The organism is Coprococcus sp. TM115-187 (genome assembly GCF_027679115.1).
In the GTDB taxonomy this organism is placed as follows: domain Bacteria; phylum Bacillota; class Clostridia; order Lachnospirales; family Lachnospiraceae; genus Allocoprococcus; species Allocoprococcus comes.
On record NZ_JAQEKS010000002.1, the window covers coordinates 123,810 to 139,117 of the forward strand.

The following is a 15,308-nucleotide window of genomic DNA, read 5'->3' on the forward strand; positions in this document are numbered from 1 at the left end:
CTTGCAAGAGGATTTTTGCACTCTCGCAATCTGGTATCAAAGGGGCAAAATACCTTTTGACTCCAACATCATGCTATTTCAAAGACAAAACCGTATTTGCCTTATCCCCTTTTGCATACTCCAGTTTTACATCATCTCCCACATTGTACTTGATGATCTCAATAAAATCGACTACCGATACATCAAAAATCTCATCTGATCCTTCCAGCATAATGTAGTAATGAGAATCTCCATCTATAACGCCCTGGGCGATTTTCGTGATCTTTCCTTCGATCGTGCCGGTATCCATCTTCACTTCTTCTTTTTCCTTGATTCCATTGGTAAGAAGCAGATTATTGTAGGATTCTTCACATGCACTTACCGTGTCCCCGATCGCTACAACCTGGTACTTCTGGACATTGACCATTGCATACTTTTTCACAAGTCCTGCATCATCCTTAAGTGCCATAAAGTAAGTCGGCTCCCCGGAAATGTTAAGCAGCAGCGGGAAAGTCGCCCGATACTTCAGGTTCTGTACCTGTCCTTCTGCCGATGCCATCGCAGAATCCTCGATCGCACCTGCCACCGGATAATACTTTGTCTCCATAGTTCTCTGGTTCATCAGAACAAATCCCACATTGGACTGGTCACTGTTTACAGAAGTTACTCCCGTGTACACCCATACATCATCATCAATCGCCAGATAATTATATCCGTTTGTTGTCTTCAGACAATCTTTCTGGCTGAGTACACTGTTAAAATACCCATGCTTTAACGTGCCATAATAATCATAAAGCTGTACCAGAAGATCTGCCGAATAGGCTCGGTCGATCCATTCCGGGACTTCATCGATCCTGTAGTCCTGCATTTCGCCGGTGATCGCATTGCAGAGCACCACATGCCCTACCGTTTCTCCTCCGAAAAGACCGATATTATACTTTTTGACCGGTGCTACCCAGTATGGAACACCATTATCATCAATTTCAAAACTAAGGTTTCCGTAAATATAAGTCGGATGCGCAAAACGAAGATGACGGTAAATATTTCTTCCAAAATGCTCGCTGGTCGAATACTTCATTCCCTGCTCCAGCTTTACCATCTCCGTTGTCTGACTTGCCATATCGATCCGAATATATGCAGGAAGTCCATCTTTCCGATTGGTAAACCATTTGATCAGATTCGCATATTTCAAAGGTGACACACGGACCGGACGATCCTTGTAGTTGATCTGACTGTAGATATCGTCCACCTCAAACTGGGATACCATATCTGACATGCTTCCCATCTTCCGGTCTCCTAAAAGCTGAGCAGACTCCTTATCCAGAAGCGGGATCTGGTCAAAAGAAAGTTCCTCGATATCTTTTGTAAATTCACCCTCTTCTACCTTCAGAAGCTGTTGGTATTTCTTCGCATTCACAATCGGTGAAGAAAGAATGGTTCCGGCCAGATAAATCACTAACAAAAGAATAAAAAGACGGACACACCATTTGAAACCTTTGGATTCTTTCATCTCCTTCAGATCAATCGCTCCGTATCGCAAGCCTTTTTTTCCTGCAAGCACAAGACCGACCGCAAGCACCAGAACAAGCACAAAATACCACACTCCGGAAGAATGGATATTAAAAGCCGGCAGTGATACATAATACCAGATTCCTGCTGCCACTAAAAACAACATAAAACTGATTGCTATATTTTTCTTTTTCATAAATTCTCCTTTTCATCGTTTTGTCTTACCAAAGCTGTCTTAGAATTTTCTACTCCAAAGTGACGGCGAGAACAGCATCAGGAACGGGAAGATCTCCAGTCGTCCGATCAGCATATCCACGCAGAACACAATCTTCGAGAAGTCTGAGAACTTCGCAAAATTTTCCACCGGTCCTACCAGATTCAGTCCCGGTCCTACATTATTAAGTGTAGTAAGCACTCCGGTAAATGAAGTAGTAAAATCAAAGTTATTGATCGAGATCAGAAGCACGGATACGATCAGGATTAGTATATACGCAATAAAGTATACATATACCCCCCGCATCGTCTCTTCTTTCACTTTTTTCCCATTTACTTTTACGATATTGACTGCTTTCGGATGGATCATAGTTTTCAGCTCCCGGCGGATGCTTTTTACCAGGATCAGAAGTCTTGATACTTTGATACCACCGCCTGTTGAACCGGCAGAAGCACCGATTACCATCACAAGAAGCAGAACACATTTGGAAAGCTCCGGCCACTTGTTGAAATCTGCCGTCACAAATCCAGTTGTCGTGATCACGGATGCCACCTGGAACGCCGCATAGCGGAATGCCTTTAAAAGAGAATGATAACCTCCGGCGATATTGCAGGTGATCACAACGGTTGCTCCTGCAATGATTCCCAGGTAAGCACGCAACTCCTCATTCTTAAATACACTCTTAAATTCTTTCAAAAGCAGAAAAAAATACAGGTTAAAATTGATACCAAACAGGATCATAAATACGGTGATCACACCATCAATGTAAGCACTGTTGAAATGTGCCACACTTGCATTGTAGCCGGAAAATCCTCCGGTACCGGCAGTACTGAATGCATGTGTCACTGCGTCAAACAGGTTCATCCCTCCTGCCAGAAGAAAAACTACCTCAATTGTAGTCAGTGCAAAATACATTCCATACAGGATCCTTGCGGTTCCTCTTGCCTTTGGAACCAGTTTATCTGCCTCTGGCCCCGGAACTTCCGCACGCATCAGATGCATGGAATTCTTCTCATCCAGAGAGGTAAGTACCATAACAAATACCAGCACTCCCATTCCACCAACCCAATGTGTCAGGGAACGCCAGAAAAGAATTCCTTTCGGAAGTCCTTCAATCTCAGTTAGGATCGTAGAACCTGTCGTCGTAAATCCGGATACTGTTTCAAAAAAAGCATCCACATAGCTTGGAATACTTTTGCTGAGTACAAATGGAAGTGCACCTGCAAGTGACCAGAAAATCCAGGCCGTTGCAACAATGATCAGACCTTCTTTGGCATAAATCGTCATGTTCTCCGGGCATTTTCTGCCAAACAGCAGATAAATTGCCGTCAGGATCGCAGCTGTAATCAGAAAATAAACCGATGTGTGCTCGCCATAAATAATTCCAACCATCATCGGAAGCAGCATCAGCAGTCCCTCTACTCCCATCATCTTACTGATGATATAGCGTATCATTTTCACATTCATTTCTTTTCACCCCTATTGCTCAGCCAGAATATCTGTGATATCCTTAACTTTCTTCTGGGTCGTAACGATTACAACACTGTCGCCCACCTGAATGGATTCATCCCCGTCCGGAATAATAATCTGCCGTTTTCTTCCGATACATGCGATCAGATTGTTCGGCTTCAGTTCCAGATCCTTAAACGGTATATCTGTATATTCTGTTTTTTCTTTGATAATAAATTCCAGTGCTTCTACTCTTCCGCCAACCAGCTGATACATAGATTCAACATTGACATTCTTGAGAGAATTCTGGCGTGCACGCACATAACTCATGATCGCATCTGCTGTTGCAGTCTTTGCCGATACAATCAGATCGATCCCAAGTTCCTCGACAAGCTGGGCACGTCCGTCTTCGTTGACCTTTGCCACGATCTTGTCCACACCTTTTGTCTTTGCAAAAAGTGCAAGGATAATATTCTCCTCATCCATACCGGTCAGACTGACCAGGGCATCTGCCTGTTCAATTCCTTCTTCAATCAAAAGGTCATGGTCTGCGGCATTCCCACAGATGATCGTCGCTTTCGGAAGCTGGTCGCAGAGATCTTCGCATTTCTTCCAGTCCTGCTCAATGATCTTAACCTGCATACCAAGTCCTAAAAGCTGTTTTGCCAGATAATATCCGACTTTTCCCCCACCACAAATCAGAATATTCTTCGGCTCTTTCCGCTTTCCGATCAGATGGAAAAATTCTTCAATATATTTGTGGGATGCAACAATATGAAGCCGGTCTCCATCATGGATGACAAAATCACCATTCGGGATGATCACTTCCGATCCACGTCTTACAGCACATACCAGAACTTTGATCTGGAACTTGCGATAAAGCTCAGCAAGCGATACTCCGCCCAGATGGCTTCTTTCTTTGACAATGAATTCTACCAATTCGACTTTTCCCTTCATAAAAGTCTCTACCTTTGCAGTATCCGGAAGAAGGATCGATCTGGAAATCTCAAATGCAGCCATAAGTTCCGGGTTGACAGCCATACTCAGTCTTAAGTCCTCTTTCAAAAGATCGATCTGCTGATAATAGATCGGATTCCTTACACGGGCGATCGTGTGCTTTGCCCCCAGTCTCTTTGCGAGTAGGCAGCTCAGCATATTCAATTCGTCTGTCGATGCACATGCCACAACAAGATCAGCGCCCGGCACTCCTGCTTCTTTCTGCACTTTCGCATCTGCACCATCTCCGGTAATGCAGAGAATATCAAGCTGATTCAGTGCTTCTTTTAATTTTCCCTCATTCTGGTCAATCAAAACCACATCGTAATTTTCTTCGGATAACTGTATGGTCAGTTTATGACCAACCTTCCCGTCCCCAATAATTACAATTTTCATTTTTCTTTTCCTCTACTTTTGCTCTTAATACTAAGCCTTTAATACTAAAATTGTATAAAATACCAATGGGACAGCCGAAGCTGCCACCATCATAATATGTATACCACTTTTAGTACGAAAGTACAATAGAAAAAACCGGGATTTTCTCCCGGCTTTTCCTTATTCTTATTCTTCAGCTGCACGCTTTTCAATTTCTTTTTCCTGTACATCTGCCGGAGCCTGTTCATAACGGGCAAATTCATACGAATAGCTTCCTCGTCCACCTGTCATAGAACGAAGTGTTGTGCAATATCCAAACATGCCTGTCATCGGTACATCCGCTTCAATTACCTGATATCCGCCTGACTGTGGATTCATTCCAAGAACACGGCCACGTCTCTTGTTCAGATCTCCCATAACGTCTCCGGTATAATCATCCGGAACGGTTACTTTCACAGATGCGATTGGCTCAAGAAGAACCGGTCCTGCTTCCATAAATCCTTTCTTAAATGCCTGGATCGTCGCAGTCTTAAATGCCATTTCAGAAGAATCTACCGGATGGTAAGATCCATCATACAGGGTTGCTTTCACGCCAACTACCGGATATCCGGCGAGAGGTCCTTTTAATACAGATTCCTGCAATCCTTTTTCAACCGCCGGGAAATAGTTCTTCGGAACAGCACCTCCGACTACTTCTTCCTGGAATACATACGGTGTATCCAGATCTCCGGATGGTTCAAAACGCATCTTAACATGTCCATACTGTCCATGTCCTCCGGACTGTTTCTTATACTTGGTATCTACATCCGAATTCTTGCGGATCGTCTCACGGAACGCAACTTTTGGTGTCTCCAGTCTGATTCCGACTTTGTAACGTTCTGCCAGCTTGCTTGCTGTCACTTCCAGATGCTGGTCACCCATTCCATAAATCAGTGACTGGCGGTTCTCACTGTCATTTACCACTTTCAGTGTCACATCCTCTGCCATCATCTTCGCAAGAGCCTGTGATACCTTGTCCTCATCACCTTTGTTATTCACTACATACTTCATATATGTATACGGTTTGGAGTATTCGGTTCTTCCATAAGATACCGGTGTATTTTTTGTTGAAAGGGTATCCCCTGTCTTTGTACTTGTCAGTTTTGCAATCGCTCCGATATCACCTGCAAACAGTTCCTGAACTTCTACCGGTTTGTTGCCGGATAAGGTGTAGATCTTGCCGATCTTTGCTTCTGCATCTGACTCCGGATTGTAAAGGACATCATCCCCCTTTAATACACCGGAACATACTTTTACAAAAGAATATTTTCCGATAAACGGATCTACCATGGTCTTGAATACATATGCGGTCTTTGCGGCTGCAAAATCATGATGTGCTTCAAAGATCTCATTGGTCTTACGGTTGATACCTACGCATTCACGGTATTCCGGACTTGGGAAAAATCTTACGATATCAGACAGTAAGTTTGCAACACCCTGTGCCTGAACATTGGATCCCATTGCTACCGGAACGATATCTCCGTCCATAACTTCTGTTCTCATGGCAGAGCGGATCTCTTCAACCGAGAATTCATCTCCCTCAAAATAACGTTCCATAAATGCTTCACTGGTCTCTGCCACTGCTTCAAGAAGCTTCTCTCTGTAAATCTGCAGGTTCGGCAGACAGTAATCCGGAATCTCACACTCTTCTCTCTGTCCAAGTCCGGTGTATCTTCTACCTGCATTCTTGATAACATTGACATAACCTACTAATTTCTCGTTCTCACGGATCGGTTGGAAATGTGGTGCGATCACTTTACCGTATCTTGCGGTCAGATCTTCAACAACCTGACGGAAGCTGGCATCATCCACATCCATCTCAGTAACATAGATCATACGCGGAAGATTATACTTATCACAGAGTTCCCATGCTTTCTCGGTTCCTACCTGCACACCGGCTTTTCCGGAAACAACGATAACAGCTGCATCGGCTGCGCTGACTGCTTCTTCCACTTCTCCGACAAAATCAAAATATCCAGGTGTATCAAGGATATTAATCTTTGCTTTTTCCCATTCAATTGGAATCAGACTTGTGCTAAGTGAGAATTTACGTTTCTGTTCTTCTTTATCAAAATCACTGATCGTATTACCGTTCTCAACAGATCCCATACGATTTGTTGCTCCAGATACATAAGCCATCGCTTCTGCCAGACTGGTCTTTCCGCTTCCCCCATGTCCTAAAAGGACCACGTTTCTAATTTCATCCGTTCTGTAAACCTTCATGCTTGCTGCCTCCTTGCTAAAGTTTCTCATGGATATATTGTACTAAACTTTCTATAAAAACACAACTATTTTATAGAATTTCAACAAAAACTTTCACTTTTACGCTTTAAAGTATTGCTTTATTGACAGATAGCCTGTTTTCCTATATTATGAAAGGTAGACTATCACGAAAGGACGAAAGATTATGAAACAGAAAAAAATCGGATTTATCGGACTCGGACTCATTGGGGGCTCTATTGCAAAGGCGGTCCGGCGATATTATCCGGATTATGAGATTGTCGCTTTCGACAAGAATAGAGAAACTCTGGCACTTGCCACACAAGAATCCATCATCAATGTGGCCTGTACCTCAATCGATGATAATTTCCGAGGCTGCAACTACATCTTCTTATGTGCCCCGGTCGCTTTCAATACTGCATATTTAAAGCAGATGATGCCTTACCTGCATGATGATATGATCCTGACTGACGTCGGAAGTGTCAAAACTCCGATCCATGACGAGATCATCCGGCTGGGACTGGAGGATTACTTTATCGGAGGACACCCGATGGCCGGTTCCGAAAAGAGTGGTTTTGCCAATTCCAAACCAATCCTGATCGAGAACGCTTACTTTGTTCTCACCCCTTCCGCCAAAGTAGCGAAAAAAAAGGTGGATGCATACGCATCCTTCGTAGAATCCTTGCGTGCACTTCCGATCGTACTGGATTATCATGAACACGACATCGTCACCGGCACGATCAGCCACTTGCCACATATCATTGCCGCAAGTCTGGTCAACTTTGTCAGAGACACCGACACCAAGGATGAGCTGATGAAAACCCTCGCCGCCGGCGGCTTTAAGGACATTACGCGAATCGCCTCTTCCTCACCGACCATGTGGGAACACATCTGTGCACAGAATCAGAGTAATATTTCCCAGATCCTTGGAAATTATATCGAAACATTAAATGAAGCGAAAAAACTGGTTGATGCCGGAGACTCCCAGGGAATCTACGATATGTTCGACCATTCCCGGAACTACCGCAATTCCATGCCAAACGGTTCTGCCGGTCCGATCAAGCGTGCATTCGAGATCTACTGTGACATCCCGGATGAAGCCGGTGTGATCGCCACCATTGCGACCATCCTCGCTTCTAATGCACTCAGCATTAAGAACATCGGAATCGTTCATAACCGTGAATTTGAAGAAGGCGTACTCCGCATCGAATTCTATGACAGCATCTCCTGTGAGAAGGCAGTAGCACTTTTGCAGAAGCATCGTTATATTGTTTATGAGCGTTAATAATTAAATAATGATACCAGGGTCAAAAGGTCAGAAAGCCGATGCAAGCTTGTTTGCAAGAGGACTTTTGACACTCACATCATTAAATGCAAGACAGTCCAAAAAATCTTTTCAGAACTTTGTGTAAATTGGTCACAATGCTTGAAAATAGAATTTTACGAATGAGAGGTTACTATATTATGCAAATCCAACCTGTTAAACAGCTTCGCGGGGAAGTATCTGTTCCCGGCGATAAATCCATCTCCCACCGTTCTATTATGTTCGGTGCACTGGCAAAAGGAACTACTGAGATCACACATTTTCTTCACGGTGCCGACTGCCTCTCTACCATCGGCTGCTTTCGTGCCATGGGAATCAATATCGAAGACACACCTGACCGTATCCTGGTTCACGGCAAAGGCCTTCACGGACTTTCCGAACCTTCTTCTTTTTTAGATGTGGGGAACAGCGGAACCACCACAAGACTGATTTCCGGTATTCTTTCCGGTCAGCCGTTTGCCACCACTCTTTCCGGCGATGCTTCCCTGAACTCCCGCCCGATGAAGAGGATTATGGAGCCTCTTGGAATGATGGGCGCTGATATTTTAAGCCAGAATGGGAACGGGTGCGCACCACTTTTGATCAACAGCCATCTTTCTGCCGGTCAGAATCCATCCCTGCACGCAATCCACTATCACTCAAAAGTAGCTTCTGCTCAGGTTAAATCTTCCGTACTCCTGGCAGGACTTTATGCAGACGGATTAACCCTGGTTACAGAACCTGTACTTTCCCGTAATCATACAGAACTGATGCTGAATGGCTTCGGTGCCAACGTACAGACAGAAGTACATTCTGATGGCAGTGCAACTGCATCTATTCTCCCATGTGAGGAATTATATGGACAGAAGATCCTGGTTCCCGGAGATATTTCTTCTGCTGCTTACTTCATCGCTGCTGCCCTTCTGGTTCCAGGTTCTGAACTTCTGATAAAGAATGTAGGTACTAACCCGACACGTGCCGGAATCCTTGAAGTATGCAGGGCAATGGGGGCAGACATTACCTATCTAAATGAAAATCGTGACAGTGGTGAACCAACTGCCGATCTTCTTGTACGTACAAGCACTCTTCACGGAACCACCGTAGAAGGTGCAATCATCCCTACACTGATCGATGAGATTCCGATGATTGCAGTGATGGCTGCTTTCGCCGAGGGAACTACGATCATCAGGGATGCTGCCGAATTGAAGGTCAAAGAGACTGACCGTATCAAAACAACTACAGAAGGACTTCTTGCCATGGGCGTTGATGTAACACCAACCGACGACGGCATGATCATCCGTGGCGGTAATCCGGTTCATGGAGGACAGATCAACAGTTATCTGGATCACCGGATCGCAATGGCCTTTTCCATCGCAGCCCTTGCCGCCGAGGGAAATACTGAAATCCAGGATGGTCAGTGTGTAGATGTATCTTATCCTTCATTTTTTACGGAACTTCATTCCCTTTCCCTGTAATTTCACGCAAAAATATAAGAAAGAATGTGCCTCGGCACATTCTCGCGCCGAGTGCGTTGCTGAGCGCCAGTGGCGCTCGTTAAGCAACGACCGAAGCGGAGCGTAGACCGCTTGCGACATTCTTCATCTTCGTGCGAGTGCGCATCTCCGGCACGCAGTGCCTTTTGTTTCATAGGAAGTTCCTTCGGAATCTCCTATGAAACAAAAAAAGAAAGCCGCACACTACATAAGTAGTGTACAGCTTTTTTATGCGCCCTGTCACTGTTTCTCTAATCCGTGAATCCAGTCTGTCTTAAGAAACAGAATCAAAAATATCACCGAACTGATAAACCAGGTAAGTGGATATGCCCAGTAGATTACATTGATCACCGGAATAATCCTGATAACAATACTAATATAGGTTACCCGGACTCCACACCATACAATCATCATAACAAACATCGGAACAATACTTCTTCCCGCCCCTCTCTGAATTGCTGCCATACAATGCGAGAACGCAAGCAGACAATAGAAAAGAGCGATCGTATGTGCCTCTGCAATTCCATATTCAATTGCTCTTTGATCTCCTCCAAACGCAGCGATCAGGTATGGTGAAAAGAAAAAAACTGCTATTCCGATCACTTCTGCTATCCCGATTCCACAAATGGTTCCAAACAATGCCCCTTTTTTTGCCCGGTCATACTCTTTTGCTCCCAGATTCTGTCCAATAAACGTCGTGAGTGCCTGTGAGAAGCAGGTAACCGGAATAAATCCAAATCCTTCAATTTTGGAATATGACCCACATCCGGCCATTGCCAGAGCCCCAAACTGATTAATATTCGACTGTACAAATACATTTGCAACCGCAATAATTGAATTCTGGATTCCTGCCGGTATTCCGTTTACCACGATCAGCCGCAGCATATTCCCATTCATCCGAAGTTCACGAAAAGATAACCGGAACGCCTCTGGTTCCCTACGCAGTTTTCTGATACACAGAACCGCACTTAATATCTGTGAAACAATCGTTGCAAAAGCTGCTGCACCTACACCAAATCCTAAGCCTCCGATCAGCACCAGATCCAGAATCACATTCAGACACGCTGAAATGATCAGATAGATGACCGGACTCTTACTGTCACCAAGTGACTGCAAAATCCCCATTCCAAAGTTATAAATTACAAATCCAAGTGAACCTGCAAAATACACCCTGAAATAAACCAGTGATTTCGGCAGTACCTCTTCCGGCGTACCAATCAGTTTTAAAATCTGCGGCGCAAGGATCAACGCGGCAACCGTAAGAAAAATTCCACATACGCCACCAAATGCCAGTGCCGTATGGATTGCTTTTTTCAGCTTTTCATATTCTCCGGCTCCAAAATACCTCGCAATGACAACACCGGCTCCCACGCCAATTCCCCCAAAAAATCCTACCATCAGGAATATCAGATTCCCTGATGAGCTGACAGCTGCAAGTGCATTATTCCCAAGAAAATTTCCCACGATCAGCGAATCCGCCACATTATACAACTGCTGGAATAAATTCCCCCATAGAAGCGGAATCGCAAACATAATAATCTTTTTCGGAATAGATCCCGTTGTCAGTAGATTAGCGTTTGACGTTTCCCCCATAATTAACCTTGTCCTCCTATAATATTTTAAGTCTATTATACTCCTGATACGGTTAATTCACCAGCAAATATATCGGAAGCAATATTTGATTCTTTTTTAATAAATCATAAATCTATTTTTTCATCAATTATTATAACCTTTTTAAATTATCCTTCAATGTATATTGCATTTTCCATCCTCTTCCATTAAACTATTATGATATATACTATAAATTTTTTGGGGGAATTTTCTATGCAAAATTATCTTGAATTTATCGGAAACGAACTGAAAGCTTTAACTTCTATTCCAAGCCCATCCGGTTATACCAAAGATGTGGCTGCATACCTGATGAAGACTTTATCAGATATGGGATATGAACCACAGCTTTCTAACAAAGGCAACGTATTCGTAACGATCGGCGGAGAGGGGAATCCGCTGGTACTTGCAGCACACGTTGATACCCTCGGTGCCATGGTGCGTTCTGTCAAAGCCAATGGAAGACTGCGTCCGACTACTCTCGGTGGACACCAGTGGAGTACCGCTGATGGGGAAAACTGCACGATCCACACACGCGACGGACGCGTTTATACCGGTGTAGTACTAAATACTGAACCTTCTGTTCATGTTGCAGATTCTGCTGTTGAGACAAAAGAAGAAAATATGGAAATCCTTCTGGACGAAAATGTGGACACTAAAGAAGGAACTCTTTCACTTGGCGTACAGCCTGGAGATATCATCGCCATGGACCCGCGTACCCAGATCACACCGAGCGGTTATATCAAAAGCCGTTTCTTAGATGACAAGCTTTCTGCTGCCATCCTTCTCGGTCTGGCAAAATGCGTAAAAGATGAATCTATTGCGCTTTCCCGCAAAGTTTCTCTCCTTTTCACTGTATATGAAGAAGTCGGACACGGCGGAAGTTTTGTTGCCGAAGATACAACAGAGATGATTTCTGTTGACATGGGCTGCGTCGGATCCGATCTCGGATGTACCGAACGCATGGTATCTATTTGCGCAAAAGATTCCGGCGGTCCTTACAACTACGACGTAACATCCGCTCTTGCCGAAACTGCAAAAGAAGAAGGATTGGATTATGCGATCGATGTGTATCCGCATTACGGTTCTGATGTAGAGGCAACTCTTCGGGCAGGATATGATATCCGTCATGGTCTGATTGGCCCTGGGGTGTATGCATCACATAACTATGAAAGATCCCATATGGATGGGGTAAAGAATACGCTTTTGTTGTTGAAGAAGTATATTCAAAAATAAAAAGTATAAATAGCTAACGGTCAAAAATAAAACATCTGCGATATGCATACCGCAGATGTTTTATTTTTTCAATATTAGTCATATTTTTCTTAAGTCCGGTAAATGCAAGTGCCTCTTCTACCAGTTCTTTTCTCTTTTTCTTATCTTGTCATGATCTGGATGATCGTTTTATCCGTCTCACGCATTCCCTTCTTTGCAAGCTCTCCGATATTACGGATCGTGTTTTCTACACCTTTTTCTACAAGTCCGTCTCCGCCATAGAACTGCTTTCCATTTTTCTGCATCTGAAGTCCCAGAAGCCCTGCTTCTACAGCTGATGCGATTTTTGCCGCGCAGCTTGCCTTCGCTCCATCACACACAACACCTGAGTTAATGGCAACTGCATTTACAATTACATGAGAAATCTCATATGCATGTCCGCCATACAGATAACAGATTCCGGCACCTGCACCACATCCTGCACTGATCGCGCCGCAATATGCAGACAGTCTTCCGATTCCTGTCTTCATATGGATTGTGATCAGATTTGACACAACCAGCGCGCGGAGCATCATCTCTTTTGAGACATTCAGCTCTTTTGCATAGACGATCACCGGAAGAGAAGTTGTCATTCCCTGGTTACCGCTTCCCGAATTGATGACAACCGGAAGTTCACATCCGTTCATTCTTGCATCCGATCCGGCCGCTGCCATCGCTTTCGCACGGTTATGTACACTGTTTCCATATGCTTCCATCAAAGTCTTTCCAATGGCAGCTCCCCAGTTTCCTGTCATGCCCTCTTCGGCAATTGCCCAGTTATAATCAATCTGTCTCTGCAGAACTTCCTCTACGTCTGCAACGTCTACGCAGTCTGCGAATTCAATGATCTTCTCCACAGTCAGAAGAGAACGGTCCGTCGCACAGCTGGATCCCTGCTCTTCATATGCTTTTTCTCTGATGATCTCATCATCTTTCTTTACACAGATCACATTGGTGTGAAAACCTGCGATCTCTACGTATCCGCTGTGTCCGCCTGCACATACCTTGATCTGGATGTCGAAAATATATTCTTTATCGGATTCCCGGATTGTCATCGGCATAGTATCCAGCATCTTTTTCATTTCTACTTTCTGTTCCCCTGTGATCTCTTCCAGAATTTCCAGTTCTTTTTCCGGACATCCGGCTACAATCCCTGCACAGACTGCTGCACCGATTCCGCGAAGTCCTCCTGTGCACGGTACAACGACACTTTTTACATTCTTAATAATATTTGCACTGACATTTACTTCTACAGATTCCGGTTTTTCCCCAAGAGCCTGAACTGCAACTGCTGCCGCGTAAGCTACTGCAATCGGCTCTGTACATCCCATCGCCGGAAGCAGCTCTTCCTTTAAAATTTCCACATATTCATTGTATATTTTTTGTTCCATCTTTTGTCTCCTCTGTCAGATGACACCCCATTCATCTTTTTATGGTTCCCTGTTTATTTTATAGTATTCCTGCCTTTCCCACAAGCTTTTTCTCTCTATTTTTTCAGGGTTTACAGAGTTACCACGATTACATTCCAAAAATATTCTTTTATTTTTTAATGCCTCTGAAAATTTTCCCGTAACAATATTTTTTAGTCAAATTTTTCTGTTACATCATCACAAAATGCCGGGCAACATTTTATACTGTCCGGCATTTTTCTGTCCTGTAGCAATTTATTTTCCAATCTCTTCTCTGGTCTCTTTAAAGCATTTGATAATGAAATCAATATCTTCTTTTGTATGGCTCGCGCATACCTGTGTGCGGATTCTTGCTTTTCCTTTCGGTACAACCGGATAAGAGAATGCAACCACATATACCCCTTTTTCCATCATTTTCTTTGCATATTCTCCGGCAAGTCTTTCATCATAAAGCATAACCGGTACACATGGATGGGTTCCTTCGATGATATCAAATCCGTTTTCTACCAGCTGCTTGCGGTAGTATGCGGTTACTTCTTCCAGATGGTCACGAAGCTCGGTGCTTTCTTCCAGCATATTGAACATCTCAATACTTGCTCCTGCGATTGCCGGTGCAAGAGAGTTGGAGAACAGGTACGGACGGCTTCTCTGACGAAGCAGATCGATGATCTCTTTTCTTCCTGATGTATATCCACCGGAAGCCCCACCGAGTGCTTTTCCGAGTGTTCCTGTAATGATATCCACTCTTCCTTCTACGCCACAGTATTCGGAAGTTCCTCTGCCGTGTGCTCCTACAAATCCCACTGCATGGCTGTCATCCACCATAACCAGTGCGTTGTATTTATCAGCAAGATCGCAGACACCTTTTAAGTTACAGATGATTCCATCCATTGAAAATACACCGTCTGTAGCGATCAGTTTGACTCTTGCTCCTGCTGCATCTGCAGCCTGAAGCTGTGCTTCCAGATCTTCCATGTTATTATTTTTATAGCGGTATCTTTTTGCCTTACAAAGACGAACTCCGTCAATGATGGAAGCATGGTTCAGTTCATCACTGATCACTGCATCCTCTGCAGTCAGGATTGTTTCAAAAAGTCCACCATTTGCATCAAAGCAGGAAGAATATAAAATCGTATCATCTGTTCCCAGAAATCCGGAAATCTTCTTTTCCAGTTTTTTGTGGATGTCCTGTGTTCCGCAGATAAATCTGACAGAAGCAACCCCATATCCTTTTTCATCATAAGTTTTCTTCGCTGCATCGATCAGTCTCTGATTGTCTCCAAGTCCAAGATAGTTATTGGCACACATATTAAGAAGCTCTCTTCCGTCTTCCATTACAACCTTTGCGCCCTGCGGAGATACGAACGGTGCTTCCCCTTTGAAAAGACCATCTGCTTTGATCTGTTCTACTTCTTTTGTATAAATACTTAAAATATCATTTTTTCTTGCCATTTTATTCT

The 15,308-nt window shown here is 44.0% G+C and carries 10 protein-coding genes; 3 read left to right on the plus strand and 7 right to left on the minus strand.

Annotation, left to right across the window (positions count from 1 at the left end; genetic code table 11):
• Positions 1–73: 73 nt before the first annotated feature.
• The 4 genes from PGW42_RS02410 to PGW42_RS02425 all read right to left on the minus strand — a co-directional run bounded on the left by PGW42_RS02410 (position 74) and on the right by PGW42_RS02425 (position 6,784).
• Positions 74–1,684 carry a CvpA family protein gene (locus PGW42_RS02410; RefSeq protein ID WP_270202805.1) on the minus strand — a complete coding sequence of 537 codons (1,611 nt, stop codon included), beginning with the start codon at positions 1,682–1,684 and terminating at the stop codon, positions 74–76.
• A 39-nt stretch (positions 1,685–1,723) separates the two neighbouring features.
• Positions 1,724–3,169, minus strand: coding sequence for a TrkH family potassium uptake protein (locus tag PGW42_RS02415; RefSeq protein ID WP_270202806.1), 1,446 nt, complete (start codon positions 3,167–3,169; stop codon positions 1,724–1,726).
• 12 nt (positions 3,170–3,181) lie between these two features.
• Entirely contained in the window at positions 3,182–4,543 is a 1,362-nt protein-coding gene (trkA, locus tag PGW42_RS02420; RefSeq protein WP_117555833.1) for a Trk system potassium transporter TrkA, read from the minus strand.
• 165 nt (positions 4,544–4,708) lie between these two features.
• Positions 4,709–6,784, minus strand: coding sequence for an elongation factor G (locus PGW42_RS02425; protein WP_022220725.1), 2,076 nt, complete (start codon positions 6,782–6,784; stop codon positions 4,709–4,711).
• Positions 6,785–6,968: 184 nt separating this feature from the next.
• Between PGW42_RS02425 and PGW42_RS02430 the strand changes: the two genes are divergently transcribed.
• Both PGW42_RS02430 and aroA read left to right on the plus strand, forming a co-directional pair.
• On the plus strand, positions 6,969–8,066 hold the full coding sequence (locus PGW42_RS02430) for a prephenate dehydrogenase (protein WP_117555831.1): 1,098 nt from the start codon (positions 6,969–6,971) through the stop codon (positions 8,064–8,066).
• A gap of 179 nt (positions 8,067–8,245) precedes the next feature.
• Entirely contained in the window at positions 8,246–9,559 is a 1,314-nt protein-coding gene (gene aroA, locus PGW42_RS02435) for a 3-phosphoshikimate 1-carboxyvinyltransferase (RefSeq protein WP_195250832.1), read from the plus strand.
• A gap of 258 nt (positions 9,560–9,817) precedes the next feature.
• Here the strand turns inward: aroA and PGW42_RS02440 are convergent, their stop codons facing one another.
• Complete coding sequence (locus PGW42_RS02440) at positions 9,818–11,170, minus strand: MATE family efflux transporter (RefSeq protein WP_195501938.1); 1,353 nt, start codon at positions 11,168–11,170, stop codon at positions 9,818–9,820.
• A 231-nt stretch (positions 11,171–11,401) separates the two neighbouring features.
• Between PGW42_RS02440 and PGW42_RS02445 the strand changes: the two genes are divergently transcribed.
• The gene (locus tag PGW42_RS02445) at positions 11,402–12,421 is read left to right on the plus strand and encodes a M42 family metallopeptidase (protein WP_117555825.1); all 1,020 of its coding nucleotides are present in this window, start codon (positions 11,402–11,404) and stop codon (positions 12,419–12,421) included.
• Between the two features lie 140 nt (positions 12,422–12,561).
• On the opposite strand, the gene PGW42_RS02450 is transcribed toward PGW42_RS02445, so the two are convergent.
• Both PGW42_RS02450 and PGW42_RS02455 read right to left on the minus strand, forming a co-directional pair.
• Complete coding sequence (locus PGW42_RS02450) at positions 12,562–13,830, minus strand: L-cysteine desulfidase family protein (RefSeq protein WP_270202807.1); 1,269 nt, start codon at positions 13,828–13,830, stop codon at positions 12,562–12,564.
• A gap of 273 nt (positions 13,831–14,103) precedes the next feature.
• Positions 14,104–15,300 carry a glycine C-acetyltransferase gene (locus PGW42_RS02455; protein WP_117555821.1) on the minus strand — a complete coding sequence of 399 codons (1,197 nt, stop codon included), beginning with the start codon at positions 15,298–15,300 and terminating at the stop codon, positions 14,104–14,106.
• Positions 15,301–15,308 lie beyond the last annotated feature (8 nt).